Source organism: Ahniella affigens (genome assembly GCF_003015185.1).
Classification (GTDB): domain Bacteria; phylum Pseudomonadota; class Gammaproteobacteria; order Xanthomonadales; family Ahniellaceae; genus Ahniella; species Ahniella affigens.
In genome coordinates this window covers 3,683,215-3,710,109 of record NZ_CP027860.1, presented here as the reverse complement: position 1 = coordinate 3,710,109, position 26,895 = coordinate 3,683,215, and the positions used below count along the sequence as shown (strand labels likewise).

The 26,895-nt window shown below is 60.6% G+C and carries 25 protein-coding genes; 5 read left to right on the top strand and 20 right to left on the bottom strand.

Annotation, left to right across the window (positions count from 1 at the left end):
• The first annotated feature begins 55 nt into the window (after positions 1-55).
• A complete protein-coding gene (aceF, locus tag C7S18_RS14375; protein WP_425481106.1) occupies positions 56-1,456 on the top strand; it encodes a dihydrolipoyllysine-residue acetyltransferase in 1,401 nt (466 codons plus the stop codon).
• Between the two features lie 12 nt (positions 1,457-1,468).
• On the top strand, positions 1,469-3,271 hold the full coding sequence (gene lpdA, locus C7S18_RS14370) for a dihydrolipoyl dehydrogenase (protein ID WP_106892223.1): 1,803 nt from the start codon (positions 1,469-1,471) through the stop codon (positions 3,269-3,271).
• 513 nt (positions 3,272-3,784) lie between these two features.
• On the opposite strand, the gene C7S18_RS14360 is transcribed toward lpdA, so the two are convergent.
• The 3 genes from C7S18_RS14360 to C7S18_RS14350 form a co-directional block, all read right to left on the bottom strand.
• Positions 3,785-4,048, bottom strand: a complete 264-nt coding sequence (locus C7S18_RS14360; RefSeq protein WP_240623903.1) for a ComEA family DNA-binding protein — start codon at positions 4,046-4,048, stop codon at positions 3,785-3,787.
• Positions 4,049-4,178: 130 nt separating this feature from the next.
• Positions 4,179-4,337, bottom strand: a complete 159-nt coding sequence (locus C7S18_RS24530; RefSeq protein WP_170113275.1) for a hypothetical protein — start codon at positions 4,335-4,337, stop codon at positions 4,179-4,181.
• 30 nt (positions 4,338-4,367) lie between these two features.
• Positions 4,368-4,649: a protein kinase gene (locus tag C7S18_RS14350; RefSeq protein ID WP_106892219.1), complete on the bottom strand. Its 282-nt coding sequence runs from the start codon at positions 4,647-4,649 to the stop codon at positions 4,368-4,370.
• Positions 4,650-5,006: 357 nt separating this feature from the next.
• Between C7S18_RS14350 and C7S18_RS14340 the strand changes: the two genes are divergently transcribed.
• Positions 5,007-6,164, top strand: a complete 1,158-nt coding sequence (locus C7S18_RS14340; RefSeq protein ID WP_106892217.1) for an AAA family ATPase — start codon at positions 5,007-5,009, stop codon at positions 6,162-6,164.
• Between the two features lie 694 nt (positions 6,165-6,858).
• On the opposite strand, the gene C7S18_RS14330 is transcribed toward C7S18_RS14340, so the two are convergent.
• The 6 genes from C7S18_RS14330 to hppD form a co-directional block, all read right to left on the bottom strand.
• Positions 6,859-7,626, bottom strand: coding sequence for a sulfite exporter TauE/SafE family protein (locus C7S18_RS14330; protein ID WP_106892215.1), 768 nt, complete (start codon positions 7,624-7,626; stop codon positions 6,859-6,861).
• Between the two features lie 116 nt (positions 7,627-7,742).
• The gene (maiA, locus tag C7S18_RS14325; protein ID WP_106892214.1) at positions 7,743-8,405 is read right to left on the bottom strand and encodes a maleylacetoacetate isomerase; all 663 of its coding nucleotides are present in this window, start codon (positions 8,403-8,405) and stop codon (positions 7,743-7,745) included.
• A gap of 177 nt (positions 8,406-8,582) precedes the next feature.
• Positions 8,583-8,996: a DUF4440 domain-containing protein gene (locus C7S18_RS14320; protein ID WP_106892213.1), complete on the bottom strand. Its 414-nt coding sequence runs from the start codon at positions 8,994-8,996 to the stop codon at positions 8,583-8,585.
• Entirely contained in the window at positions 8,993-9,994 is a 1,002-nt protein-coding gene (locus tag C7S18_RS14315) for a fumarylacetoacetate hydrolase family protein (protein ID WP_106892212.1), read from the bottom strand. Before C7S18_RS14315 ends, C7S18_RS14320 begins: the two co-directional genes overlap by 4 nt.
• 85 nt (positions 9,995-10,079) lie before the next feature.
• Positions 10,080-11,369 (bottom strand): homogentisate 1,2-dioxygenase, encoded by a 1,290-nt coding sequence (gene hmgA, locus C7S18_RS14310; protein ID WP_106892211.1) that lies wholly within the window; start codon positions 11,367-11,369, stop codon positions 10,080-10,082.
• Between the two features lie 33 nt (positions 11,370-11,402).
• A complete protein-coding gene (gene hppD, locus C7S18_RS14305; protein ID WP_240623902.1) occupies positions 11,403-12,482 on the bottom strand; it encodes a 4-hydroxyphenylpyruvate dioxygenase in 1,080 nt (359 codons plus the stop codon).
• A gap of 94 nt (positions 12,483-12,576) precedes the next feature.
• Here hppD and C7S18_RS14300 point away from each other — a divergent pair, with 94 nt between their 5' ends.
• Positions 12,577-13,065 carry a MarR family winged helix-turn-helix transcriptional regulator gene (locus C7S18_RS14300; protein ID WP_240624045.1) on the top strand — a complete coding sequence of 163 codons (489 nt, stop codon included), beginning with the start codon at positions 12,577-12,579 and terminating at the stop codon, positions 13,063-13,065.
• A gap of 132 nt (positions 13,066-13,197) precedes the next feature.
• Here C7S18_RS14300 and C7S18_RS14295 read toward each other — a convergent pair whose 3' ends face one another.
• On the bottom strand, positions 13,198-14,490 hold the full coding sequence (locus C7S18_RS14295; protein WP_206207906.1) for an MFS transporter: 1,293 nt from the start codon (positions 14,488-14,490) through the stop codon (positions 13,198-13,200).
• A gap of 70 nt (positions 14,491-14,560) precedes the next feature.
• On the bottom strand, positions 14,561-15,064 hold the full coding sequence (locus tag C7S18_RS14290; RefSeq protein WP_146151927.1) for a hypothetical protein: 504 nt from the start codon (positions 15,062-15,064) through the stop codon (positions 14,561-14,563).
• A 305-nt stretch (positions 15,065-15,369) separates the two neighbouring features.
• On the opposite strand from C7S18_RS14290, the gene C7S18_RS14280 reads away from it, so the two are divergent.
• A complete protein-coding gene (locus tag C7S18_RS14280) occupies positions 15,370-16,896 on the top strand; it encodes a serine/threonine-protein kinase (protein ID WP_106892207.1) in 1,527 nt (508 codons plus the stop codon).
• Positions 16,897-16,964: 68 nt separating this feature from the next.
• Here the strand turns inward: C7S18_RS14280 and C7S18_RS14275 are convergent, their stop codons facing one another.
• From C7S18_RS14275 to C7S18_RS14235, 9 genes are all read right to left on the bottom strand, one after another.
• Positions 16,965-18,059 (bottom strand): alkaline phosphatase D family protein, encoded by a 1,095-nt coding sequence (locus C7S18_RS14275; RefSeq protein WP_106892206.1) that lies wholly within the window; start codon positions 18,057-18,059, stop codon positions 16,965-16,967.
• Positions 18,060-18,205: 146 nt separating this feature from the next.
• The gene (locus tag C7S18_RS14270) at positions 18,206-19,099 is read right to left on the bottom strand and encodes a polyprenyl synthetase family protein (protein ID WP_106892205.1); all 894 of its coding nucleotides are present in this window, start codon (positions 19,097-19,099) and stop codon (positions 18,206-18,208) included.
• The gene (locus tag C7S18_RS14265) at positions 19,089-19,331 is read right to left on the bottom strand and encodes an exodeoxyribonuclease VII small subunit (RefSeq protein ID WP_106892204.1); all 243 of its coding nucleotides are present in this window, start codon (positions 19,329-19,331) and stop codon (positions 19,089-19,091) included. Before C7S18_RS14265 ends, C7S18_RS14270 begins: the two co-directional genes overlap by 11 nt.
• A gap of 193 nt (positions 19,332-19,524) precedes the next feature.
• Positions 19,525-20,859, bottom strand: a complete 1,335-nt coding sequence (gene tilS, locus C7S18_RS14260; RefSeq protein WP_106892203.1) for a tRNA lysidine(34) synthetase TilS — start codon at positions 20,857-20,859, stop codon at positions 19,525-19,527.
• A gap of 8 nt (positions 20,860-20,867) precedes the next feature.
• A complete protein-coding gene (locus C7S18_RS14255) occupies positions 20,868-21,464 on the bottom strand; it encodes a GNAT family N-acetyltransferase (RefSeq protein ID WP_106892202.1) in 597 nt (198 codons plus the stop codon).
• Positions 21,461-21,874: a ketosteroid isomerase-related protein gene (locus tag C7S18_RS14250; protein ID WP_106892201.1), complete on the bottom strand. Its 414-nt coding sequence runs from the start codon at positions 21,872-21,874 to the stop codon at positions 21,461-21,463. Before C7S18_RS14250 ends, C7S18_RS14255 begins: the two co-directional genes overlap by 4 nt.
• Positions 21,871-23,553: a cytochrome c3 family protein gene (locus C7S18_RS14245; RefSeq protein ID WP_106892200.1), complete on the bottom strand. Its 1,683-nt coding sequence runs from the start codon at positions 23,551-23,553 to the stop codon at positions 21,871-21,873. The genes C7S18_RS14250 and C7S18_RS14245 overlap by 4 nt, the downstream gene beginning before the upstream one ends.
• Positions 23,554-23,561: 8 nt before the next feature.
• On the bottom strand, positions 23,562-24,467 hold the full coding sequence (locus C7S18_RS14240) for a hypothetical protein (protein WP_106892199.1): 906 nt from the start codon (positions 24,465-24,467) through the stop codon (positions 23,562-23,564).
• Between the two features lie 6 nt (positions 24,468-24,473).
• On the bottom strand, positions 24,474-26,882 hold the full coding sequence (locus tag C7S18_RS14235) for a cyclic nucleotide-binding domain-containing protein (RefSeq protein WP_106892198.1): 2,409 nt from the start codon (positions 26,880-26,882) through the stop codon (positions 24,474-24,476).
• Positions 26,883-26,895 lie beyond the last annotated feature (13 nt).

Genomic DNA, 26,895 nt, shown 5'->3' with positions numbered 1-26,895 from the left:
CGGAATCGGTGCAAACGGTTCGGTTATCAAACGAATTCATGGCCAAAATGGCGATATTTCAAACGCTTGTCGGGTGTTCAGGCGGCATCGGAAGCTTCACAATAGGAGTTCGACTGCCGGAGGGCTTATGGCGCAAACGATTGAAGCGAAGGTGCCCGATATTGGTGCCAACAAGGACATTCCCATCATCGAATTGCTGGTCAAGGTTGGCGATACGGTGAGCAAAGACCAGGGCCTGGTGACGCTGGAATCGGACAAGGCGACGATGGAAGTGCCGGCTCCGGCCGCCGGTGTCGTCAAAGCGCTGAGCGTGCAGCTTGGCGACAAGGTTTCTGAGGGCAGTCTGGTCGCGATCATTGAAGCGGCCGATGCGGCCGCGCAAAAACCGGTGGCCGCGCCAGCGGCGACGCCCGCTGCGCCCCCCGCTGTCGCCGCACCTGCGCCCGTGGAGATGCCTGCTGCTCTGCCGGCGCCAGCGGTTACCGCGCCGAAACCGGCGCCGGCGGTCGCGAACGAGGCGGCACTCGCTGCCGGGCTCCCCTATGCCAGCCCTGCAGTACGTCAGTTCGCGCGCGAACTCGGCGTGGACTTGGCGCAGGTGGGTGGCTCGGGACGCAAGAGTCGCATTACGCGCGAGGACGTCCAGAATTTCGTCAAGCAGGCGCTCTCAGCGCCGCGCGCGGCCGCATCGGCGCCTGCTGGCGGCGGCGGCGCGGGACTCAACTTGCTGCCTTGGCCGAACGTCGATTTCAACAAGTTTGGTCCCACCGAGAGCAAATCGCTGTCACGCATCAAGAAGATTTCGGGTGCGAATCTGGCGCGCAACTGGGTGATGATTCCGCACGTGACGCAGTTCGATGAGGCCGACATTACGGACCTCGAAGCGTTTCGTGTGCAGTTGAACAAAGAGAACGAGAAGTCCGGGCTCAAGCTCACCATGCTCGCGTTTCTGCTCAAAGCCAGCGTCGCCGCACTGAAGAAGTTCCCAGACTTCAACGCGTCGCTCGATGCCTCGGGTGAGAACCTGATCTTGAAACAGTATTTCCACCTGGGTTTCGCGGCCGATACACCGAACGGCTTGGTCGTGCCGGTGATTCGTGATGTCGATCAGAAGGGCGTGCTGCAGATCGCTAAGGAAACGTCCGAACTCGCCGCCAAGGCACGTGATGGCAAACTCGGCCCTGCCGACATGCAAGGCGGTTGCTTCTCGATCTCGTCGCTCGGTGGCATTGGCGGCACGGCATTCACGCCGATCATCAATGCACCGGAAGTCGCGATTCTCGGGGTGTCGAAGTCGAGCCACAAGCCGCATTGGAATGGTTCGGCTTTTGAACCGAAACTGATGCTGCCGTTGTCGCTGAGCTACGACCATCGTGTCATCGACGGTGCCGCTGCCGCGCGCTTCACCGCGTATCTGGCACAGGTGCTGGCCGATTTCCGTCGCGTGATGCTGTAAGGAGCACCGAGCATGTCGAATCGCGTTGCAATCAAAGTTCCGGATCTCGGTGGCAACCAGGACATTCCGGTGATCGAACTGTTGGTCCAGGTGGGCGACTCGGTCAAGAAAGACCAGGGTCTGTTCACGCTCGAATCGGACAAGGCGACGATGGAAGTGCCCGCGCCGATGGCCGGCACCATTGTCGCGTTGAACGTCAAGATCGGCGACAAATTGTCGGAAGGCAATGTGGTGGGTGAGATTGAAATCGCCAGCGCTGCAGCGGCACCGGCACCCGCCAAGCCCGTTGCGGCAGCGGCGCCTGCCAACGTTCCGGCACCGACACCCGCAACCACTTCCACGCCAACCTCGAATGCGGCCCCGGCGCCGCAAGCGGCAGCGGCAACAGGTCGGCAGCCTGATCTGACGTGCCAGGTGCTCGTGCTGGGCGCGGGACCCGGCGGCTACACGGCGGCGTTTCGTGCGGCTGACCTCGATCAGCAGGTCGTGCTCGTCGAGCGCTACGAGCAGCTCGGCGGCGTGTGCCTCAATGTCGGCTGTATTCCGTCGAAGGCGCTGCTGCATGCAGCGAAGGTTATCGACGAGGCGAGTCACGCGAGCGATTTCGGCGTCAGCTTTGGCGCTCCCAGTATCGATCTCGACAAACTGCGTGCGTACAAAGAGAAAGTGGTCGGCGGCCTCAGCAATGGTCTCGCGGGCATGGCCAAGCAGCGTAAGGTCACACGCGTCACCGGTGTGGGCAAGTTTGTGTCGCCGAACGAAGTCGAAGTCACCACGGCCGACAGCACCAAACTCGTGCGCTTCGAGAAAGCGATCATCGCGGTCGGCTCGCAGCCGGTGAAGCTACCGGGCCTGCCCTGGGGCGATCCGCGTCTGATGGATTCAACCGACGCGCTCATGCTGAAGGACATTCCGAAAAAGTTGCTCGTCGTCGGCGGTGGCATCATTGGCCTGGAAATGGCCTGTGTGTATCAGGCACTCGGCACCGACGTTACCGTGGTCGAATTGATGGATCAGCTGATGCCAGGTACCGATCTCGATCTGGTCAAGCCCCTGCAGGCGCGCATTAACAAGCGCTATGCCGGTATTCATTTGAAGACCAAAGTCACGGGCATTGAAGCGCTGCCGGAAGGTCTGCGTGCGACGTTCGAGGGCGATAAAGCGCCCGCGCCAGCCGTGTTTGACCGCGTGCTGGTGTCGATTGGCCGCAGCCCGAATGGCAAGAAGATCAACGCCGAAGCCGCTGGTGTGCAAGTCAGCGATCGTGGTTTCATTGCCGTCGACAAGCAAATGCGTACGAATGTGCCGCACATCTTTGCGATTGGCGATGTGGTCGGGAATCCGATGCTCGCGCACAAGGCGACACACGAGGCGAAGGTCGCCGCCGAAGTGGCGGCAGGATTGGCGCATGAATTCGTCGCGCGCGTCATTCCGAGTGTGGCGTACACCGATCCGGAAGTAGCGTGGGTGGGGCTCACCGAGAACGAAGCCAAGCAGAAAGGGATCGCCTACGACGTCGGCAAGTTTCCGTGGGCCGCCTCAGGTCGCGCGATTGGCATCGGCCGCACCGAAGGCTTCACCAAAATGCTCTACGACCCGGCAACTCACCGCGTACTCGGCGTTGGCATTGTCGGGCCGCATGCAGGTGATCTGATCAGTGAAGCGGCGTTGGCCATTGAGATGCAGACCGAAATCGGCGATATCGGATTGACGATCCATCCGCATCCGACACTGGGCGAAACCGTCGGCATGGCTGCCGAAGTCTGCGAAGGCACGGTGACCGATCTCTACGTGCCAAAGAAAAAGAAGCAGTAGCACGCCCGCTCCTGCGCCAACGCGGTTGTCCGGTCGGTCAATGATCTTCCGGGCGAACGCGTCGGGTACAAGTGCCCGGTCTTGGCGAACCCACACGAGCCCCGTTGCCGGCATATTGCGCGGCGCGCATCTGGCAGAGCGTGTCGGAGGTCAGTCAGCGAAAACGTCCAGGAAGCACCAGGTGGACGCTGCGGTGGCTGGCACGTCACCTGCACCTGACGCGCGCTCAGGGTGTCGATCGCAAACAACCGCCGGCCTCGTGCTCGGTGATTGTTCTGATCGGCCCTGTCTGGGCACGCGCGCTGCGATCACAGATCTCTGCCGAGGATCGGTGTCGCGACGCACTGCCTGCGCGGCTAATCGCGGGTGGGGCCCGTGTGGTTTCGTTTGTGGTCTCAGTGATTCGTCGTGGCGGTTCTTCCTTGAACACCGCGACAAATCAGGCTGAGCGGTTCTTGAGTTGGGTGCATCATCCGTGATGCGCCCGCCGTTGCAGTATCAGCGCCCGGGGCCTTACTTGCCAGCCGCGGTCGTCAGATTCGCGCGGTTCTTCTCGACGAGTTTCTCGCCGATGCCTTTGACTTCGGCGAGCTGATCCACCGACTTGAACGGACCGTGCTTCTCGCGGTATTCGACAATGGCCTTGGCCTTGGCGGCACCGACGCCATTCAGCGTCTCCAATTCGGTGGTGCTGGCAGTATTGATGTTGATCGCCGCCAGCGCCAGGTTGGACAGGCCAATGAGGGCGGCGAACAGAGCGGTCTTGAGCAGATTCATGAATATCATCCTTGAGTTGAGTGGTGTTGATATGCAGCAGCCTTGCTGCATGGACGCCACTTTACGGACCCAAGATGGCTCCGTCCTCAGTGATTTTCTGAACTTTGGCTCAGGGAATTCTGTTTTCAACTCAGAAATTTCTGAGGGCTGAGCGCGCGGATGTTGGGTGCCAGCGATTTCGCAGTTCGACATCCATCCCGATGTTTTCCGGATTGATATCTCGACGCACGATCAAGTGCGGCTGCGCCAGCTGCAATGCATCGAGAATGATGAGAATGGCTTCGAGCACGGCCTCGATCGGCGCTGGTGGCAGCAAGACCTAGTCAATGGGTTGTCCGCGAATCAAGTCCATCACCAGATACGGTCGACCGGCGGCGATACTGCCATTGAGCAAGGTCGAGATATTCGGATGCGGCAAGTGCGATAGCACCAGGTGCTCGTTCAGAAAGCTTCGGTGTTCCTCGCGACTGACCGTGCTTGCGCCAAGCAGCTTGATCGCGACTGCCTGCGGCGCCTTGGATGTTGCGCTCGGCCTCGTAAGTGCTGCTGGAGCCGCCACGGCCAATCTTGCCATGATCCGATAGCCCGGCAGCCCCGCCACGATTGCTCGTTGAATTCGTCCACAGTCGGCGCCAGCAGGCGCTCAAGCAACTCGGCCAACGGCGCATCAATGCTACGCAGGCGCAACAGCTCTGTCGCGAGTGCCTCGGGCTCAGGTTCGAGCAGGGCTTCCAACCGCGCATCAAGGAGTGCGACATCGGGCAGGGTCGAATTAGTGCCAGTGAGCATGATCGTCAACTCGTCTGAGTTCGGCGGGTATGACGTCAATGAGATTCGACCAACGGCAGCAATTTCGCTGAAGGCATTTGGGACTCGCCAGTCAGGTTCTGGAGTTCGAACCGCATTTCGGCGTTCCAATTGTCGGCTATGCTATGGCCAAAATACTCAGGTGAGTGTCATGTACGTGACCCGTGTTCACATTAAGAACTGGCGGAACTTTCGTGATGCGGATGTTTCATTGCGCGAGCGAACCTACTTGCTGGGCGCCAATGCATCAGGGAAATCCAACTTCTTGGATGTATTTCGATTCTTGCGCGATATATGTAAGCCTCAAGGTGGCGGACTGCAGAAGGCTATCGCCGATCGGGGCGGAATTCCCAAGCTTAGATGCCTTCATGCAAGAAGAGATCCTGAAGTTCTGGTCGAGGTGGATGCGCTCGAACCCGGCGAGTTAGAAGAAGTCAAATGGAACTACAAACTCGGGTTTAAGCCAGAAGGCAAGGGTGCGCAACGCACATTGATTTCGACCGAGATGGTCACGCGCAACGGCGAAGTCTTGTTAGATCGCCCCAGTCCTGAGGACCATTCGGATGCATTGAGGCTCACTCAGACGGCACTGGAGCAGATTCAGTCGAATGAGCAATTTCGCCCTCTGGTCGAGTTTTTCGCGGGCGTCACATACCTCCATCTTGTCCCGCAATTGCTCAAGTATGGTGACAAAATAGGTGGTCAACGGCTCGAAGACGATCCCTTCGGACAGGGATTCCTTGAGAGAGTAGCGCGGACAGCGTCGCGAGTCAGAGAATCCAGGTTAAAGAAGATCGAAACCGCGCTAAGGCTTGCAGTTCCTCAATTCAAGGCGCTTCGGTTCGCGAAAGATGAGGCGACAGGTCGGCCGCACCTCGAGGCCCAATATTCCCATCATCGTCCAAACGCCGGGTGGCAAAGGGAAGACCATTTCTCGGACGGTACACTTAGGCTATTGGCACTAACGTGGATCATTTTGGACGGTGACTCCATGATCCTGCTTGAGGAACCCGAATTGTCGCTAAACAACTCGATTGTGAAGGAAGTTCCCGGGCTGCTGAGTGCACTGGAGAAGATGAAGCGAAGAAAGTCGCAAATCCTGATTAGCACTCATAGTGAACCGCTATTGTCGAATCCGGGAATAGACAGCAATGGTGTGCTCCTGCTGGAGCCAAGCTCTGAAGGCACGAAAATCCGCGAAATGAGCGATAGTGAGCGGGACGCTTACACTAGTGGATTTTCAGTCTCAGAGATTATGCTCCCTAAGACGAATCCTGTGAGTGTGACCGAGTTGGGCACCCTTCAATGAAGTGGGTCATCGCTACCGAGGACCTTCCTTCTGAAGCCGTAGCAGAGCGATTGGTCGAGCAGACTGGCGGTACAATTGATTTGCGGTTTGGCGAGAAGGGCAATGGTTATCTCAGAGCGAATATGGGTAAGTTTCGGCAACTTGCTGTGCGCCACCCAACGCTCATTCTGCCTGACCTCGATCAGACTCCCTGCGCTCCAGAGCTGAGGGCAAAGTGGCAATTGGGCCCGGAATTACCTGAAAGGCTATCTTTTCGGGTAGTAGTGAGAGAGATCGAATCGTGGCTTCTTGCAGACCAAGTCGGAATTTCGAATTTCCTCGGTGTATCGGCTGCACGCATCACTGTTCGCCCGGATGAAATCCGAGATCCAAAGGCCGAGTTGCTCAAGCTTGTTTCAAAGTCGACTCGCGAGATGAAGGCTGATTTGCTTCCCGCTAGGTCGGCCAGCGCTAGGGTGGGGGTCAACTACAATGCGCGGCTTGTGCAGTTCGTACGAAATGTTTGGAGTCCTGAGCGAGCTTGCGTGAACTCCCCGAGTCTGGCGCGCGCCCGAAAGAACATTTGTGAGATCGCTGCACGGCTCCGTTCAGACAGCTAGCGGGCACCGCCGGCGGCATATGAGGATACCGGCCCTGGCCGATGTCGACGCGGTACGTGGCATGGCAAGTCTCGCAATAGCCGCCCTACTTGCTCTTACTGCTGGCTGAGATCCCAGAGCAATTTGCCCACTAGCAACACGACGATGCCGAGAAACATCAGGCGAATAAAGTGGCTGCCCTTGAGAATGGCGAGGCGGCTACCGAGATAGCTGCCGATCACATTGCCGACAATCAGGACGGCAGCAATCTTCCAGAGCACGAAGCCAGAAAGGGCGAGCACGGTCCAACTCGCGATATCGGCCGCCACATTGCTGACCTTGGCCAGCGCCGACGCGCGCAGAAAATTGAAGCCAACCAGCGCGACAAAGCCGAACACCAACAACGTGCCGGTGCCGGGGCCAATCAGCCCGTTGTAGAAGCCACAGACGCCGCCGATCAAAATCGCGCGATCGGTGATCCGGCGTGTATCGGTGCCGCTGGTGTCAGTTTCCCCGAGACTCTTCTTGAACGCGGTGTAGATGCCGAGTGCCACACACATCGCCAGCACGAGCCACTTCAGGGCTTCGGCGTCTACGCGTTTGGCCAGTAGGACGCCGCCGATCGACAGTAATAGCGCTGCAACCGATGCGCCGATCAAGGCCGATTTGGGCACCGAGACATGCTTCAGGTAATTCCACGCGGCGACACTGGTGCCGAAGATGGAACTTGTGCGCTGGGTTGCGATGATCTGCAGAATGCTGAGTTCTGGAAACAAATTCAGCATCGCGGGCGTCATGATCAGACCACCACCACCGACGATACTGTCCAGAAATCCCGCGGCCATTCCGGCCAATCCGGCAAGCAACAAAACTGTTTCCGACATGCACGTCCCTGTGGTTGAACGAAATCCTGACCCGCTGCGACCGCCTTGGGGTCACATCGGCCGCGCCTGACGCGCGCCCGTTGCAGTTGATTGATCGAGGTGCGCGCGCCGCCGGCTCAGGTCTTGGGAGCATCCGGCTGGCGTTCGGGCCGCGCCGCGTCGAACTCCGGCAACTTCAGGCAATTCGCCGTAACGCGCATGATCTCGGGATAGGCTTTCATGTCGACCCCAAAGCGCTGGGCATTGAACACTTGCGGCACCAGACAACAATCGGCGATCGACGGAATGTCGCCTTCGCTATAGTCGCCTGTGGACGGATTGCTGACCAGCATGTCTTCATAGGCCTTGAAGCCCAGCTTGATCCAGTGCTGCACCCAGCGCTCGCGTTCGATCTGCGGCATGTTGTCCTCGTGCTCCAGATACTGCAACACGCGCAGATTGTTTAGCGGATGAATATCACATGCGATCAGTTGCGCAAGGCCTCGGGCACGGGCACGTTCGCGCGCGGTAGAAGGCAGCAAACGCGCGCCGTCATAACTCTCGTCAAGGTATTCGATGATTGCAAGCGACTGCCGGATCACGCGCCCGCCATCAATCAAGGTAGGCACCAGTTCCTGGGGATTGACGTGCTGATAGTCGGCGCTGTGTTGCTGGCCGCCGTCCTGGCTGATCAGATTGACCGGAATGGTCTCAAAGCGAAGATGCTTCAGGTGCAGTGCGATGCGTACGCGAAACGCAGCGCTTGAGCGCCAATAACTGTAGAGCTTGATGTCACTCATGCGACCTCCGGAATCCCTTGTGTGGGCCTGACGGCTCGTCCAGAGCGCTCCGTGTGGTCACGGCCAAGCGCTGCAGGCAGCCCGTCAACTCGCGCAAGCCTAGCATCTTGGCCCGCCTGATTCAGCCCGGATTCTTGCGATTTGGGGGCTGCCGACAGGCAGTGGGCAACGGCTGCCTCAGTCGTCGATCCAAGTCACGCCGGCAATCCGCCAGCCGGCGGCCAGCCGAATCAGCATGAAGCACTTGCTGCCCGAACCGCCGTAAGGCGCCCCATCGAGCAGACCTGTCTTCGCGTAGCGGCTCGTTCGAACGGCCTGATCACCCAGGATGAGCGTCTCAGCGCTTGTTTCCCACTCGTGGAAATCGTTTAGCCGGGTGCGCAGCAATTCGATGCGCGGCGTTAGGAACTGCGGTAGATCCATCAGCTCCCAGCCGCCTGCCAGACGCCGGCGAATGCTGACGTCTGCGGTCATCAAGTCGGTCGCGCTCAGGAGTCCTCTGGCAACGCCATGTCGGTTATCGAAGAGCTGATAGAAGGCCGCAATCAGCGCATCGATCTCGGATTGCGATGCGCGCGTCGCGTCGGTCATGTTGGCGGGGCGGTGATCATCTGTTCGATCGCACCGAAGATGTCCGTACCATCACGGAACGTCATTTCGATCCGGACTTTGTCGCCGTATTTCATGAAGGGTGTGCTCGGCTTGCCATCGCGAAGCGTTTCGATGGTACGGATTTCGGCAAAGCAGGATGCGCCAAGCGACGTGTCCTGATTGGCGACCGTACCTGAGCCGACGATCGTGCCGGCGCTCAACGGGCGCGTCTTGGCCGCGTGCGCGATTAGCTGCGCGAAGTTGAACTGCATGTCGACGCCCGCCTCCGGTGCACCGAACCAAGCATCATTGATGTGGGTGAGCAGCGGCAGATGGACCTTGCAATCTTGCCAGCAATCGCCGAGTTCGTCGGGCGTCACAAGCACCGGGCTCAGACATGAGCGCGGTTTGGATTGCAGAAAGCCAAACCCCTTGGCGAGTTCGTCCGGGATCAAATTTCTGAGCGACACGTCGTTGACGAGGCCGATCAGTTGGATGTGGTGCGCCGCGTTCTCGGCGCTCACACTCATCGGCACGTCGTCGGTCACGACGATGACCTCGGCTTCCAGATCGATGCCATAGGTCTCACTCGGCACGAGCACCGGGTCGCGCGGGCCATAGAAGCCAGCACTGACCGCCTGATACATCAGCGGGTCGACATAGAAGCTCGCTGGCACGTCGGCACCGCGCGCTTTGCGAACGCGCTCCACGTGCGGCAGGTACGCGCTGCCATCGACAAACTCGTAGGCGCGCGGCAGGGGAGCGGCGAGGGCATGCGCGTCGAGATCGAATACGCTCTCGCCATTGCTGAATGCTTTGGCCCCGGCGTTCAAGTCTTCGGAAAGCGCGTTGAGGCGCGGCGCCAAATTGGACCAGTCTTCCAGCGCAGCTTGCAGAGTGCGCGCAATGCCGGTCGCGCGGACGGCGCGGGTCAGGTCGCGACTAACGACAATCAAGGTGCCATCGCGGCCACCGGCTTTCAGTGAGGCAAGTTTCATGCTGAGTTCTCGTCAATGGCGCGCCGGGTGTGAGCACCCGGCATTGTAGTGCGTTCGTTTCAGTCGGCCAGATCGCAGAATGGCATCACGGATGGCGGAAATGCTTTTGCAAGCCCTGCCAACATTGCCAATAATCCGGCTGCAGGTCGGGGGCGCCTAACGCCTGCGCAGTGGGGCGGAGCAGCGCACGCGACTCGAACATGAAGGCCATGGTGTTCTCAATCACATCCGGCTTGCTCAGGTCGGCATTCGACGCCTTCTCGAACGTTGCGTGATCCGGGCCGTGACCACTCATGCAATTGTGCAGGCTGGCGCCGCCAGGGACGAATCCGTCGGCCTTGGCATCATAGACGCCGGTGATCAGCCCCATGAACTCGCTGGCGATATTGCGATGAAACCAAGGTGGCCGGAACGTATCCTGCTGCACCAGCCAGCGCGGCGGGAAGATCACGAAATCCATATTGCCGACGCCCGGCGTGTCGCTCGGCGAACTCAGGACCAGGAAGATGCTTGGGTCTGGATGATCAAAGCTGATCGAGCCGATGGTATTGAAGTGGCGGAGATCGTACTTGTAGGGCGCAAAGTTACCGTGCCAACCGACCACATCGAGCGGCGAGTGCTTGATCCGGCCGGACCACAGTTCACCGTTGAACTTGTTCAGCAGCTCGAAGTCGCCTTCGACGTCCTCATACCAAGCAACCGGCGCCTTGAAATCGCGTGGGTTCGCGAGGCCATTCGAGCCAATTGGGCCCAGATCGGGCAGCCGCAGCATCGCACCGAAGTTCTCGCAGACGTAGCCACGAGCTTGGCCATCCAGCAATTCGACCCGGAAGCGGATGCCGCGAGGGATCACGGCGATTTCTTGCGGTTCGATTTCCAACAGACCGCATTCGGTGGCGAGACGCAGTCGACCGGACTCCGGCACGATCAGCATTTCGGCATCGGAGTTGTAGAAGAAGCGCTGCATCGACTGATTCGCCGCGTAGCGATGAATGCCAATGCCCGTGCCAGCCGACGGATGGCCGTTGCCGGCCATCGTAAACAGTCCGGCGACAAAGTCAGTCGGCGCTTCAGGAATCGGTCGTGCACCCCAACGCAGTTGATTCGGCGTCGCGGGTTGTTCGTCGAAGCGATTGTGGAAACTTCCGCTGCTGACATGCTGGAACGGCGTGTGCAACACGGCCGGGCGGATGCGGTAGAACCAGGTGCGGCGATTGGCGTGCCGAGGCGCCGTGAACGCGGTGCCGGAGATCTGCTCTGCGTATAGGCCGTGTGCGACTTTCTGCGGCGAGTTTCGGCCAACCGGCAGGGTGCCCGGCAGGGCTTCGGTCGCGAACTCGTTCGCGAATCCGGTTTGGTAGGCAATATTGCTCATGCGAGGTCCTGAGGGTCAATGATGGTCAGGGACTCAGAGCACGCCGCGTCGCATCTGATCACGCTCGATCGACTCGAACAGGGCCTGGAAGTTGCCTTCGCCGAAGCCTTCGTTGCCTTTGCGCTGAATGATCTCGAAGAAGATCGGGCCAATCGCATTCTGCGTGAAGATCTGCAGCAGGAGGCGCTTCTTGGTTTCCATGTCGGCATCGATCAGGATCTTGTTCTTGGCGAGGCGCGCCACATCTTCACCATGGTTCGGAATGCGCTCATCCACCACTTCGAAATAGGTGTCTGGCGTGTTCAAGAACTCTACGTTCTGGGTACGCATCGCCTCGACCGTGTCGTAGATGTTGTCGGTGAAGCAGGCAATGTGCTGAATGCCTTCGCCCTTGTATTGATCGAGATACTCGTTGATCTGCGATTTTGGATCGGACGATTCGTTCAGCGGAATGCGGACGATGCCGTCCGGCGCGGTCATGGCTTTGGACTTCAGGCCGGTCTTGGCGCCCTTGATGTCGAAGTATCGAATCTCGCGGAAGTTGAACAGCTTTTCGTAGTAGTCCGACCACTTCTGCATATTGCCGAAGTACAGGTTGTGCGTCAGATGGTCGATAAAGGTCAGACCGAAGCCTTTTGGATGCTGATCGACGCCCGGAATCGGTTCGAATGCCTCAGCGTAGACGTCGCCCTGGTTCGGCACGAGATACAGCATGCAGTCGCCGATGCCTTTGACCACGGGCACGTCGATCACGCGGGACGCTGGCTTGTTGCTGATGGCTTCGCCACCGTTGCTCACGACCTTACTGAACACGTCGTCCACCGGCTTGGCGAAGCGGATCGCAAACCCGGCGGCGCAAGGGCCGTGTTGGCGCGCGAAGTCGGCGGCAAAGGAGTCCGGGTCTTCGTTGACCAGGAAATTGACGCCACCCTGGCGATACACGGTGATCGCACGGGTCTTGTGCTTCATGACGGCGGTAAAGCCCATGCGCTTGAAGAAGTCATGCAGCAATTGGCCATCCGGCGCGGCGTATTCGACGAATTCGAAGCCGTCGATGCCCATCGGGTTTTCAAACGTGGTGACCTGCATACCGAGATTGGTTGCTGCGTTCATGAATGGGCTCCGCTTGCCATTTGTGAGGTTCGCAATTATATAGTTGCAAATGAAACTATTGGCAATGCCCGTGCAGAATCCCCGTAAGCAAACGATTGTTCGAGTCGCCTCTGAGGCGCGTGAAGACCATGACAAGCACGCCGTGCTTGATCTGGAGCACTTTCTGCCCTATCGGTTGTCAGTGCTCTCCAACCGGATCAGTCAGGACATCGCCGCGCTTTATGAACAGCGCTTTGGGATTGGCATTACCGAATGGCGGATCATTGCAGTGCTGGGGCGATTCCCGGGACTCAGCGCCAACGAAGTGGCCGAGCGCACGGCGATGGACAAAGTGGCCGTGAGTCGGGCTGTGCGCACGCTGGTCGACAAGGCGCTGCTGCACCAAGCGTTCAACGATCAAGATCGGCGCCGCTCTGAGCTTGGTTTGTCGAAGAAAGGATTTCGGATTTTTGATGAGATCGTGCCGCTCGCGCTCGCGTACGAACGTGATTTGCTGGCCGATCTGACCAATGCGGAGCAGCAGCAGCTGATGGGCTTGTTGGAGCGCATCAGCGCGTCGGAGCGCGCGCTCGGTCAGAATTGAGCGTGTTGCCGCGTTGGACCATTTCGGGGCACGCCACGAGATTTGCGACCACTAAGGAGCCTCTGAACATGTTCAGAGGCGATGCGGGTCTGAACGTCCAGGATGGACTTATTCAGACCCTCCCGAAGCGATTCAACCAACGGCCGCGACCCGTTCACGACCTGCTGCCACCCGTACGGGGATAAGCAACAGCAAACCGGCCACAAAGAACAGCGCCGTGACCCACATCGCCAAGCGGTGGTTGTTGCCGCTGAGGAACTCGGTCAGGCCATAGCAGACGGGCCCGATGATCGACCCAAGCTTTACCGCGAGGCCCCATAGTGCATAGAACTCGGCGCGGGCCGCATAGGGACTCAGTACGCCCACTAGTGCCCGTCCGGCTGATTGCGCCGCGCCGAGCGCGAGTCCGGCCAGATTGGCGGCAATCCAGAATCCCGTTTGCGACGTGGATTGCGCCAAGACCCCGATCGCCACGATCCACAACATCAAAGCCACGCTCAGCATGCGCCGATGCCCAACCCGGTCTTGCAGCATCCCGAACGCAAAAGCACCGATCGCGGCCGTAATGTTGACGACGAACAACATCATGATGGTTTGTTGGGCTTTGAAACCCAGGGCTTCCTGCGCGAACACCGCCGCCAGCGCGATCACAGTCTGGATGCCGGCTTGCGATGCGACAATCGATATCAGCAGCGCACGGAGCTCGGGCAATTGCTTGAGCTTCGCCAGTGAGCGCTGTAGCGACTGCCAGGATGATTCGTTGTTGGCGCGCGCCTCTGCACGCAGGCCACGCTCTTTGAGCAGCAAAAAGGTCGGCAACGCGCCAAAACCAAAACACGCTGCAGTGATCAAAAGACAGACGGGGACGAATGCCGAGGCTGCCCACCCGGCCGACTGCGCCCAGCCCACAAACACCAGACACAGGCCCAGCGAGAACAGTCCGCCCAGATAGCCGAGGCTCCAGCCAAAACCCGATACGCGGCCGATCGCCTCAGGCTTGGCCAGTTCCGGCAGAAAGGCCGCGCATAGGTTCTCGCCGCTACCAAATGCATAGTTCGAAATCACGATCAGCACGAGGGCCAGCACGACTTGCCCAGGAGCGGCCAGCGTCAAGCCAATCGTGCCCAGCAGACAAGCGACCGTCATGATGGCGAGCAGCCGCTTTTTGGCGCGCGCTCGATCAGCGTAGCGGCCGAGCGCTGGCGCACTGAGCATGATCAGGGCATACGAGCACGACAACGCGAGCGTCCAGGCCAATGTGGCGTAACTGGCGCGACCGGCGATCTCGGCGACGAAGTAAGCGTTGTAGATGGCCGTGATCACGACCGTGGTGTAGGCCGAATTCGCGAAGTCGTACATCGCCCAAGCCCAGAGCTCGCGCTTTTTCACGCCATCGGCCAGAGCAGATTCGAGCGTTCGCAGCATGGACTATTCCCGGCGGTCAAGCCGACATGCTCGCGGGAAACGGGCGGCCCCGCAAGCGCTTGCGGCAAGCTCAGTTGCAAACGTCGAAGATCACGTCGTTCAGGCGCCGGGACTCGGCAAAACTCAGGCGCTTGCCAGATTCCCAGGCGCGTTGTTCCGCTTTGCTCAGTGTTGCCCGTGCGTCATTGCAGGCGTCCTCAGTCGGACTGGCTTGAGCCACGCTCGGGCGGGTGGCCGGCGCTGTCTTCGACGGTTTACCGCCAAGACTCGGGGGCAAACGGTCGCGCGAGGCTTTAGCCCACGCTTGAATCTGAGCGGCATCATTGCCGCTGGCTGATGTGAGGTTCCGCGGCGATTCGATGCGCGTCTTGCCGCGTCGGGGCAGGGGCCCAGCTCCGGCATCCCGAACCATGATCGGGATGCCGGGAAGGTCCAGTCGCACGGCGTCCGGCCCGCACGCAATGTTGGCGTAGACCGGAACTTTCTGGCCAACGGTACAGCGATAGACATCGGCCTTCGCAGCAGTTGCCACGAGCAGGGTGCACAAGCAGAGTAGTAATGAAGTCCGTTTCATGGCGCCAGTGTGCCCGGCGTGGGCCGGTCCGTCCTCAGTCGAATGCCGAATTTGGCCTCAGAAATTTCTGAATCTGGCTCAGTGAAATGCTGAGTTCACGATGAGGTCGGCGGTTTGACTCGCGCCAGCAGCGTCTGCGAACCCTGTCCGGGACGGCCCCGCAGGCGCCGTTCGGCCAAATCTGCCTCGTCGCCTTGGCCGATTCGTTGGCGCTTGCTATCGTCCTGGGTGCGGCGGACTGGTTCGTCGGACCCGGTGCTGCCTGCCGATTGCTGTGCCAAAGACAAGCTGATTGAGCAAAAGCCATGGAAACCCTCGTCACTGAAGCCGTGCAAATTCCGGGATACCGCATCGAGAGGCCGCTCGGCGTCGGAGGCATGGCGTCTGTTTATCTGGCGGTACAGGAGTCATTGGACCGGGAAGTCGCCCTGAAGGTCATGGCGCCGTCCTTGTCGACCAACCAGGAGTTCACCGAACGCTTTCTGAAAGAAGGTCGCCTGACTGCCAAGCTGGCCCACCCGAATCTGGTGACGGTGTACGACATTGGTCAGCACAACAGCTTGTACTACCTGGCAGCCGAGTACATTCCGGGCGGCACGCTGCGCGATCGCATGAATCGTGGCATGACCTTGTCCGAGATCATCGATGTGATGCGCGATGTCGCCATGGGGCTTACCTACGCCCACGAAAAGGGCGTTGTCCATCGCGACGTCAAGCCCGGCAACGTGTTGTTCCGTGCCAATGGCACCGCCGTGTTGGCCGATTTCGGCATCGCCAAGGCGATGAATTCGAACACGATGTCGACCCAGGCGGGCAACTCCATCGGGACCCCGCACTATATGAGCCCGGAGCAAGCGCGCGCCGACAAGGTCGATGGCCGCTCTGACCTCTACAGTCTGGGCGCAATGATGTACGAGATGCTCGTGGGCGCGCCGCCTTATGAGTCCAGCGATCCGTTCACGATCGCTCTGATGCATGTCACGCACCCGCTGCCAATCTTGCCGCAGCAGTTCACCTGGCTGCAGCCGATCCTAAATCGGTTGATGGCCAAGCTGCCGGCCGACCGCTTTGCAACCGGCGACGAGTTCGTGGTCGGCCTGGACAAGCTGATGGCAATCGCCCCCGAGGCGCAGGCTATCCGCGACGCGCAGCAAACTCGCAAGCGCAGCGTGCCACGCCCGCAGCCGATGGTGCAGCTCGACCCGATGACGCTCGCCCAGGCAGCAATGGCGGATGGCACGGCCAACACGGAATCGATGCGGGCCGCCCGCGCGCAGTCGACGAGCGGCGGCAACAAGGGAATCTGGATCGCCGCCGGTGTCGGTCTGTTGATCGTGCTGATGGGTGTTGGCTACGGCATGCTGAAGCCGAAGCCCGGCCCAGAAGTGCCGGTGACCGGGCAGAACCCGCCGGTGCTGATCCCGCCCGCGACGAATCCGCCGACGACCAATCCACCGGTGACGCCAGAGACCGACCCGCAAACCCAGGTCCAGGTTTATGATGGCGACGTGCAGACCTTGATCACGCGCGCGAACCAGTACGTGCGCGATGGAATTCTGGCTGACAGCCCGCAGTTCGGTATGAATCTGAGCTATCCGGCTGGCGATAACGCCACCGAGATTTACCAGTATGTGCTGAGCCAAGACCCAGACAATGCCGAGGCCCTCGCCGGGCTTGATCGAATTGCTGACTTCTGGGAGGCCCGCGCGCAGCGCGTCCTCAAGATCGGTAGTCTCGAAGGCTGCCGCACACTTGCCGAAAATGGCCTGATGGCCGACCCGAATCGGGAAAGCCTCAAGAAACTCGCGCAGGAAACCTGCGTGACGCGCTGATCGCTGATGGTGGCAATTCCCGCTGATGCGTCCGATGGCCCGATCCGTCTCGACGGGTCGCGGTGAGGTCAGCGAATCGGCAATTGCTTCGCCAGCAGCACGCCTCCGGATTCGTCGCGCAGTGACAGCGTCATGGTTTGCCCTGGCCAGTCAATATCAATGCGCCCGAAGTTTGCTTGATGAAAGCTCTCGCCTTCGCGGAGCGCATTCGGCACCGGCACCTTCCAGACTTCGGTCAGGCCGCTGCTGGTCAGGTCAAACAACGGGTAGGGCACATTGACGTCGAGCTTAGTCAGCTCGCCGTAGTGGGTATCGCCGGAAATGAATACGACGTTCCGCGCGCCCGTATCCCGGATCAACCCGATCAGGCGCTGCTGATCGCGCGGGAAGTTGGACCAGGCTTCCCAGCCCGTGAAGTCCGCCAGCACTTGCAGGCTGGAGCCGATGATTCGCACATCGGCGGGCTCGCGGAGCTGCGCTTCCAACCAAGCCCATTGTGCCTCGCCCAATTGAGATGCCTGGCGATCGGGGTTTCTGGCGTACGGGCCAGGAATCGGCGCGGTCGAACCTTCCTGTTGATCTGTCCAGTTCCCATAGCCCTGCAAATCGCCAAAGCGCGGGTTCACCGTGAGCGGCGTCCGGTTCCAGCGCAAATCAGGCAGAATAATCTGCACTCGCTGGCCAGCCGGACCAAACACATAGGACGTGTAGATACCCGCCCGTGTCCAGCGCGCCGAGCTCTTGGGCTCATTCCAGAATTTCAGAAAGGCATCGCGCGCGGCTGACTTCGCCGGAAATTCCGCGCCCGCGTCATTCTCACCGAAGTCATGATCGTCCCAGATGGCGACGAGCGCGGTATTGGCGCGCAAGCGCCGGAACCCGCGTTGATCGGCCAGCTGCCGATACTTGCGCGCCATGATGGCCGGGTCGCGCGTGTCCAGGTAAACGTTGTCGCCGAGAAACACAAACAACTCGGGGGCACTCTTGTTGACGGCTTTCCAGATCGGTTGCGACGTGCCTTCGTACGCACAGGAGCCAAAACCGATTCGCGTCAAGACTGCATCGGCCGCGGGCAAGCCTCTCGGTTCCGCGGCTGCGCTCGGGGCCATTGCGCTGACAAACCATAGCAAGAGGCCGCCAAACCAGAATTGAGTGCGTTGCATCGTGGGCTCCCAAAGCGAGAAATTGATTCGAGTGATTTGCGGAACACGATACAAAAACACGTCGTTGAACGTTCGGACGCAACGGCATTGAACGCAAGCCCGCGCATCTTGGTCCGTGCGGCGATCGAATGCGCCGGCACCAGCGCTCAGCTCGGTCGATCCACTGCGTAGTGCGCCAAATCACGAAGCAGTTCTGCCTCGGGTCCGAACGAGCTCAGCGCACTCAACGCTTGCTGGCGTGTGTCCTCTGCCGCAGCTTTCGCAGCATCGAGGCCCATGATGGACGGAAACGTCGGTTTGTTCCGGGCGATATCGGCGCCTTGGCGCTTGCCGATGATTTCGGTGTCGCCCTCGATATCCAGGATGTCGTCGCGGATCTGAAACGCGAGCCCGACCAAGCTGCCGAAGCGGGCCAATTGCGCCAGCTGATGGCTGTCTGCCTGACCGGTCAATTCGGCGCCCATCAGAACGGCCGCGCGGATCAAAGCACCTGTTTTGTGCGCGTGCATGCGCTTCAGTTCAAACTCAGTGAGCTGGCGACCCACCGCGCCGAGATCGAATGCCTGGCCGCCGGCCATGCCTTGCGAGCCACAGGCCAACGCAAGCGTGCGAATGGCAGCGAGACGCGAGCGTTCGGTGCTATGTCCAGGGTCGTTCGCAATGAGTTCAAACGCCAAAGCTTGCAGTGCGTCGCCGGCCAGAATGGCTGTCGCCTCGTCGAACGCGATGTGGCACGTCGGTTTGCCGCGACGGAGATCGTCGTCGTCCATCGCGGGCAAGTCATCATGAATCAGCGAATACGCATGAATGACTTCCAGCGCAGCGGCCGCGCGATCAGCCTGTTCGGTACGCCCGCCCACCGCCGCCGCACCGGCGTAGCACAGCAGCGGCCGCAAACGCTTACCGCCGCCCAGCACGCTATAGCGCATGGCCGCATGCAGGCGGCTGGGCTCGAGTTCCGGCGTCGGCAGTACCTGTTCCAACACGCGCTCGACCCGGACCGCGAGCAATTTCAACGGTTCGGTCAGATCAGGACGCATCGGGACTCGCAGTCGGTCCGGCGTTCAGGTCGTGCTCCTGAATCTGGCGAATTTTCAATTCGGCTTGTTCGAGCAGGCCCTGGCACTGGCGATACAGACCAATGCCGCGTTCAAAGGCCTGCAGGCTTTCCTGCAGCGGCATTTGCCCAGCCTGCAATTGCTGCACTAGTTGTTCGAGTTCGCGCAAAGCGGACTCAAAGGCTTGCGGGGCGAGTGGTTCGGTGTGACTCATGGAAACAGGCTGGCAGCTCGATGGTGATGGCAGACGCCAAGATTGCGGCAGGAGCGCGTTGCATACGTACAACGCTATCGTGATTCAGGGTGGAATGATGGCGCTCGCGGGCACTTGAAGCAAGGCAGGGCGACGCGGCCGATGGGACGCTATCGGAACATCGTCGGGTTGATGGCGTTTCAGTGGTAACGCATTAGTCCATCGATTCCAGCGGATGACTGCGGAGCCGAACCGTCCCGAGATGCCGGCGGAACGCCTCGCTTTGCCAAAGGTCGCCGACGGCCAGCAAGTTGCCGGCAACGAACAGAAACGGCAGATCGCGGTTCCAGGGCGGCAGGCCATGGCGCTGAAACAGGTCCCGAACTTCCTGCGAGCGCCCCTGATCGCTCAGACGGATGCGCTCGCCGCCGCGACGAAATCGCACCTGGAGCGGCTCACGCAGCGGGGCGCTCAGGACATATTCGCGCCCATCGGACCACGGCAACGGCTCGCGCCCGTCCCATTCCTGATCATCTGACAGCGTGCGGGGTTCGGCAGGCCCTGTACGGCTGGCAAACAGTCGACGCCGATACTGGCGGACCTGCACCTGTTGCGTGACCAGATGCAACGCCTCGGCACCCTCCCGCAATTGCCGCAACAGTTCTGCCAGCCAGCGCGCGCCCGGACGCTCGAGTCCGAGTTGCGCAAGCCACATCCGCACCATTGCCAGAACATCGGCGTCGCCATGCTGCAATAAGGCGTCCAGATTGAGCACGCTTGGGTCGGCATCCTGCACCGAGGCCAACTGCCGCAAGGTCGCCTGCTCCGCCAGCGCGAGGCTTGGCTGCAGCAGCGCCACACTTCGTGCTGCCTGTGCAGCGTAGTCGGGCCAGCGCGTTTGCAGCAAGGGCAGCACCTGGTGGCGCAGAAAACTCCGCTCCAGATCTAGCGCACGATTCATCGGGTCCTCGCACCATTGCAGCCCGCATGTTTCGGCATACGCAAGTAGTTCCGCGCGACCAAGGCCAAGCAACGGGCGCGCGAGGTGGCCCGCACCAAACGACCGTACTGGCGCGATGCCACGCAACGCCGAACCGCCCGCCGCCCGGGCTAGCCGCGCGAGAATCGTTTCGGCCTGATCATCGTCGTGATGGGCGGTCAGCAACCATTCGCCCGGCTGCAGCGCCGCCGCCAGCGCCCGGTACCGCTGAATCCGGGCTTCGCCCTCGACGCCCTGATCGCTCGGTGGAATGTTGACCTGAATGACGACACATGGCACGCACAAACTGCTGGCGAGCGCCTCGGCGCGCGCGGCAAATTCGCTCGCAGCGGCCTGCAGGCCGTGGTTGACGTGAATGGCCCGAATCCCAAGTTCGCCCCGGCGCGGACCCCGAGCGAGTGCGTGCAGCAATACCGACGAATCCAGACCGCCCGAGAGCGCCACGACGCAAGACGTCGCCGCGCCCATCATGGCAAGACGGGAGGCCACATGGGCCTGCACGTGCTGCACCACGCGATTCGGATCGACCGTCGGGCGGTCAGCAGACATATCGGTGCTCAAGATGCGTGGTGATCGCGAAACCAGAACTGCAGGTCGTGACCGACATCGCCGACGCCGTCAATCTCGGGCCAGTTCATTCTCAGGATCAGGCCCGGTCTGGGCGCAAACCCGAAGCGCCGCCACAGTGGTTCGAGGTTTGCGGCGTTTTCCGGGCGCCGCGGATCATGCTGATCTCGAATGACCGCCGCAAAGCATGCGTCGGCGGCGCCGAGCGATTCGGCATGCGCCAATCTGGCGGCAAAGAACGCCTTGCCCAAACCGCGGCCCCGATACGCCGGATCGAGTACCGATTCGCCGAAGTAGCAGATCGATGCCGGGTCCAGTCCGGCGGCTTCGATCGGGGCGCGAATTGATGCATCCTCATCGCTCATCCGCATCGCGCTCGACGCGCCGACCACGCGATCGCCATCGAGCGCCAGCACCAGGAGCACGCTGGGTGCGCGCGTATACGCAGTCAGGTACTGGTGCTCATAGGCTAGGGTGCCTTCGTACCGATACGGCCAGTCCCGGAACACTTGGATTCGAAGCCGGGCAAGGTCGTCGAGAAACGCCGCGGCTTCGACACCGGTCAGCGATTTGAGGCCAAGACTCACGCCACGCCACCAACTTGCGCGATCCAGTCTTTCAGGTTGTAGTAGTTGGTGACGCGGGTGATCAGGCCCTGTTCAAGCGCGAAGAACGCGCCGACCGGCAAGTCATAAGTCTGGCCGTTCGCCTCGGGCAAACCATCGTCGGTTCGCAGATACTGGCCAAGAATACGAAACTCCGCCGCAGCCCGTTGGCCATTTCCGCTCTGCATGATCACCAACTCGACGACGCGCTCTTGATAATGATGGTCCATGCGCTTCAGGAATCGCCCGAACGCTGCCTTGCCGCGCTCGGTATTGCCTTGGTTGATGTCATGGCTGACCTCATCATGCAGCAGGGCCAGCATGCCTTCGTGATCATTGGCGTTAAAGCAGGCGTAGTAGCGTTCGATCGTATTCAGGGCGTTGGGGCTCATCGTAGTTCGGGAAGTCCTTGGGCGTTCAGATCAAGACGGGGTTCGTGATAGCCGTGGCAGGTGATGCAGGTGCTCGGCACTTTGTCGTCCGCGTGTTCGCCAGCGTGACATTGCCGGCAGTTGTCGATATCAGGCATCAACACCTGCGTGCTGCGATCCGACTCACGGGCTTTGTGGCAATCCTCGCATTTCATGCTGTCGTGCATACGATGCGAGAAGCGCGCTTTGGGAAACCATAATCCGGACACGCGCACCGGTGCCACGTCCAAATTGCCGAGTTGATCGGTCTTGACGGTGTGGCAATAGGTGCACGCATTGCTGTTGAACAAGTTGTCGATCGCCTGGCCGGCTTGTTGCCGCGACCAAGACAACGCCTCGGCACGCTCCTGCGGGGTGATGGGCTGACCCGGGCGGCGGCGTATCCGCACCACGGTTGGCGCATTCACATCATTGAAGCCGCCCTCCAACGCCTCGCGCGCAAAGAACTCTTCGATCTCGGCTTTCATCAGGGCGGGTTTGCCATGCGTGACCTGGCGATCTGCTTCGCGAATCGAGTACGTCAACCGGTGGCAGCGTTGGCAGTTCGCTTCAAAATCGATCGGGCGCAACCGCGCGCCGCCCGGCTCCGGTTGATGGCACGTCTCACACTTCAGAACCTCGTCACCATCCGGGCCTCGAATCCCCTCGGCGGCGAGATGCAAGTCATGCGGGAAATTCAAGCCGGAGTTTTCAGTCAGATCGCTGCTGGCCAACGCGGTGCGGATGGGGGTGAACTGGCCATCCACATTCCAGGCCGGCAGATTGACCATGAATCCGGGATGGTGCGTGCCGAAATCGGCTGCGTCCAGCTGTTTGTTCGCGTTTTTCTCGCGCGCGGGCAGGTCCCGGTGACAATCTGCGCACAACTCCTGATCCGCGCGCACCAACGCCTCCAGACCATTGTGATCGCGATGGCAGTGGGCGCAGTCGGCATCACCCAGGGTGCCTAACGCAAACCGCTTCTCATCGGCATGCGCGCCGACGTTGGCGTGACAGGTCTTGCACGCCGAGTCTTTGACGGTGGCGAAACCGCCGTCGTGACACATGGTGCAGTTCTCGCCGAAGAAATGGTGTGCAGACGCAAGCGAACCGGCCTGCCATGTGTCGCGCGAACCAATTGGCAATTTATCCAGCACCGGGCGCCCGGCCGGTACATAGTGAGCAAGCAAGGGCAGCAGCAGCGCGAAGAAGCCGACGCCCAGGAACAGAATCCACGATGGCCAGCGCTTGCTGAGGCGTGTTTCTGACAAAGTCAGCTTGCCGATGAAACGTTGCGCGTTGTCTTCGACTTCACTGGCCGCCATCGGGGTGATTTCGACGGCGCCATCGTAGTCACGCGGTGGTGCAATGAGTGTCAGTCGCGTACCACCGAGTTCGATCACCGCACCCGCGCCGACATCAGCGTCCTGGACGATCTGCCCGTTGACGCGCACGCCCGCAACAATCAGTGATTTGACGTGATAGCGGCCCTTACCCGTGACGGTTACCGCACAGTGCGACAGTGCCGCTCGCAAGTCGGGGAGGTAGATCGCTTGATCGGCGCCGCGACCAATCGTCAGCGTGTCGCCAAAGTGGATGTCCTCTTCAACGCTGCTGCCGGCTTTGGCTTGCTGGGTGACACGCAGGATCTGCCAACGCATCGCTCACCTCACCAATAAAAGAAGACAGAGATCACGTGCGCGCTCAATGCGGCCAGCAACCCAAACGACAACGGTATGTGCACATAGAGCCAGGCCTCCATCAGCGCCTGCAGTTGCAAGTCGCGGGTAATGCGACCTGTCAGCGAGCGCTTTCGCGCCAGCACATCGAGCAACTTCCGGAGCGCGTCGGCTTTGTTGTCGGCACTCCCGGCAGAAAGAAAATCGACCATCGCAAACATCGTCGACATCTCTTTTTTCGGTCCAGGCTGGGCCCCCTTCTCGCGCTGCTCCATGAACAGTTTGACCTGATCGAGCGCGTTGTCGGTTTCGGTGTCCGGGCGCATCAGCTTCTGGAAACCGCCGCCAATCTGGGTGCGTTCAATCGACCGCAGAACCACGGCGTGCACTTTCGGATCGACCGCGTCGGCCAACCCCAGTGCCTGGGCGTCCAGGTCGACAATTTCATCGAGCAGCGATTGCCGCGTTGCACTGTCGCGATTCCGGGTCATCATTGCCGGATACCGCACGTAGGCATAGACGCCAAAAAAGCCGCTGAAGATCACGCACAGCATCAATATCAGTGCCAGCGTGTGGATGTTCCAGCCAAGTTGAAAGCCACTATGCAGAAACGCGATCAGGATCAACGTCGTGCCGAGGTACACATGCGCCGACAACCAGCCGCGCAGCGTGCCCATCCGGCTGCTGTAGCTGCGCTTTCGGATGCCAAACCACATCAGCCACAGAATGAGCAGCGCACCAATCGTGCCCAGCGTGTAGCCAAGCCAGCTGCCGCCGTTGGGTACGCCGATGGGGTCATGCCAGACATACAACACGATGGCCAGGAGTGACAGCGTCAGGGAGACCCAGAGATAGCGATAGCGCGACGCATCGAAAATCGATTCATGCATGGGCATGGCAGCTCAGCTCCGGTCGCGTGCGTAGGACGGAAACTTCTCCGGCCCAATACGGATGGCGGCGCCGGTCGGACAAGCACGCACACAGGCGGGCCCGCCTTTGAGGTCTTTGCACATGTCGCACTTGACCGCCTTTTTCTCGCTGCCTTTTGCAGCTTTCGGATCATACGGCGCTTCGCCCGGGCCGGGGCCGTTGCCAAGCAACAGCCAGGACAGCAACCCCGGTTTATTGGGGGGCTTTGCGGCCAGATGAATCACGCCATAGGGGCAATTCCGCTCGCAGTTCCCGCAACCAATGCAGTTGTCGGCGATGAATACTTCGCCATTCGGGGCACGGTGAATCGCGTCCGGCGGGCAATCCTTCATGCAGTGCGGATGTTCGCAGTGTCGGCACGAGGTCGGGACATGGACGTTGGCAAACGTGGGTCCTGCCTCCCGGTCAAGGCGCGACGTGCCGCCGTGGGTTTCGGCACAGGCTTTCTCGCAGTTGTCGCAGCGGACGCACAACGCCTCGTCGATCAGCAGGATGTCGGTGGCCTCACCAGCACCCTGGGCAATCAGGAACGAGATGATGTCGCCACCTGCCGGCATCTGCTGCATGGCTAGATTGGACGCCGTGCGATTGGAGTATTCCGACTGCAGACGTGCTCGGAGCAGCGGGTCGCGCTGGAACAGGCGCTTGAACGCGTCGCCGTCCAAACGAATGGTCTCGGTGGCAATGGCAGCCTTGGCCGTGGCCGAACGACGATTGTCGCCCAGCAGCGCCATCTCGCCAACGTAGTTGCCAGCGGCAACGTAGGACAACACCACTTCCTTGCCGCCGATTTGCCGCGAGATCGTCAGCGAGCCACGCCGGATCAGATGCACGCAGTCGCCCACGTCGCCCTCATTGAACACCACATCGCCGGCCTTGAACTGCACGATGCGCGCGCTCTCGACGACCTCGTTGAGCCGTTCGATCGGCGACTCGGGCGTAAATCGGGATTGCAGCGCACGGGCAATGAACACCTTGTCGATTTCGCGCTTGACGGCCTCGACCGACTGAATCAATCGGTTCATCGAGCGCCGCGGTGTTTCAATCAGTACAGCGCCTGGCCCGGCCACCACCGTTGCCGCGCGGCGACGCCCCGAGATCAGACCCATTTCGCCAAAAAATTCGCCACGGCGGAGTTTGATGCGTTTGTTCTGCGCCGCATCGACAATCACCTCGACCTCACCTTCGACGATCGAATAGAACGTGTTCGTGTAGTCGTTCTTCTCGAACACGGGGGTGCCGGGGCGGGGCGCATGGATGTCGGAGTCGAGCAGAAATTCGCGCAACTGCAGCGGCGTGATTTGCGCCAGCAGAGGCACATTGCGCTGGATATCGGCAATGAATGCGTCGACGCTGCGGAAGTTCGGCACGTTCTTGAGCTTGTCGCGCAGCAAGGGCTCATCGGCGGGCTCGACTGTGCGGCCGAGAATGTACTCGACCACTTCATAGCCCTGGTTCATGGCCTGCTTGATCAGCGGATACCCGGCCAGCGCGCCGACGATATAGAGACCCGGGACATTCGATTCGTATTGCGGCGAGATCGCCGGCACAGCAGCTGGGTCTTTGTTCGGAAACTTGACGCCGCAGCCTTCGACAAACCCGCGCGGTGCCGACGCGCCGAGGCGGGCAATGACCCGGTCGATCAAAATCTGCGCGCGACCTTGTGGGGTCTGCAGCATCATGCGGCCTTTCTTGCGGCCAACGGTCAGCGCCTCCACTTTCTCCGGTGCTGTGTTGTAGTAGCACTGAATGGTGCCGTCCTCGATCGCCTTCAGAATGCCGCGCAGGTTGCCCTCCTTGGCGCGGGCGAATTCGTCACGACGGTTGATCACGATGACCGTGTTTTGCTTCGCGAGCGCGATCGCATTCTCGATGGCCGCGTCGCCGGCACCAATGACCACAATAGTCTCGCCTGAATAGGCGCCCGGATCATCGAGTTGATACTGGACGAAGGGCAGGTCCTCGCCCGGCACACCGAGTTTTCGGATGTTGCCCTGCAAGCCAATGCCGAGCACCACCCGGTCAGCCAGGAACTGGGCGCCATTGCCACACTCAAGCAGGAATCCGCCGCCAGGTTGCGCTTGGACTTTGGTCACCTCATGACCGTGACGGACATTGACATTCAGCCGGGCGACGCCGTCATTCCAGGCCGAAAGGATCGTCTCGCGACTACCGGCCTTGAACTCCAGCGGCGAACGAAGCGGCAGAATGCCGGGCTCGTCCATGACGTGCTTGCCCTTCTGGTAGCGGTAGATGGTGTTCGACAGATGCGGCTCGGCTTCGAGCAGCACATGCGAGACGCCGATCTCGGCAGCCCTGGACGCCGCACTCAGCCCACCCGGGCCAGATCCGACAATGGCAATTTGGAATCGCTCGGCCAAGGTCCACTCCGAC

Coding starts and splice junctions, on each gene's coding strand:
- maiA (WP_106892214.1), bottom strand. CDS start 8,405: ATGAGTGACATCAAGCTCTACAGTTATTGGCGCTCAAGCGCTGCGTTT.
- C7S18_RS14245 (WP_106892200.1), bottom strand. CDS start 23,553: ATGCGTTGGCAGATCCTGCGTGTCACCCAGCAAGCCAAAGCCGGCAGC.
- C7S18_RS14280 (WP_106892207.1), top strand. CDS start 15,370: ATGGAAACCCTCGTCACTGAAGCCGTGCAAATTCCGGGATACCGCATC.
- hppD (WP_240623902.1), bottom strand. CDS start 12,482: ATGAACGCAGCAACCAATCTCGGTATGCAGGTCACCACGTTTGAAAAC.
- C7S18_RS14330 (WP_106892215.1), bottom strand. CDS start 7,626: ATGTCGGAAACAGTTTTGTTGCTTGCCGGATTGGCCGGAATGGCCGCG.
- C7S18_RS14250 (WP_106892201.1), bottom strand. CDS start 21,874: ATGAGCCCCAACGCCCTGAATACGATCGAACGCTACTACGCCTGCTTT.
- C7S18_RS14265 (WP_106892204.1), bottom strand. CDS start 19,331: ATGAGTCACACCGAACCACTCGCCCCGCAAGCCTTTGAGTCCGCTTTG.
- C7S18_RS14340 (WP_106892217.1), top strand. CDS start 5,007: ATGTACGTGACCCGTGTTCACATTAAGAACTGGCGGAACTTTCGTGAT.
- tilS (WP_106892203.1), bottom strand. CDS start 20,859: ATGTCTGCTGACCGCCCGACGGTCGATCCGAATCGCGTGGTGCAGCAC.
- lpdA (WP_106892223.1), top strand. CDS start 1,469: ATGTCGAATCGCGTTGCAATCAAAGTTCCGGATCTCGGTGGCAACCAG.
- C7S18_RS14320 (WP_106892213.1), bottom strand. CDS start 8,996: ATGACCGACGCGACGCGCGCATCGCAATCCGAGATCGATGCGCTGATT.
- C7S18_RS14270 (WP_106892205.1), bottom strand. CDS start 19,099: ATGCGTCCTGATCTGACCGAACCGTTGAAATTGCTCGCGGTCCGGGTC.
- C7S18_RS14295 (WP_206207906.1), bottom strand. CDS start 14,490: ATGCTGCGAACGCTCGAATCTGCTCTGGCCGATGGCGTGAAAAAGCGC.
- C7S18_RS14290 (WP_146151927.1), bottom strand. CDS start 15,064: ATGAAACGGACTTCATTACTACTCTGCTTGTGCACCCTGCTCGTGGCA.
- C7S18_RS14240 (WP_106892199.1), bottom strand. CDS start 24,467: ATGCCCATGCATGAATCGATTTTCGATGCGTCGCGCTATCGCTATCTC.
- C7S18_RS14360 (WP_240623903.1), bottom strand. CDS start 4,048: ATGAATCTGCTCAAGACCGCTCTGTTCGCCGCCCTCATTGGCCTGTCC.
- C7S18_RS14315 (WP_106892212.1), bottom strand. CDS start 9,994: ATGAAACTTGCCTCACTGAAAGCCGGTGGCCGCGATGGCACCTTGATT.
- hmgA (WP_106892211.1), bottom strand. CDS start 11,369: ATGAGCAATATTGCCTACCAAACCGGATTCGCGAACGAGTTCGCGACC.
- C7S18_RS14275 (WP_106892206.1), bottom strand. CDS start 18,059: ATGCAACGCACTCAATTCTGGTTTGGCGGCCTCTTGCTATGGTTTGTC.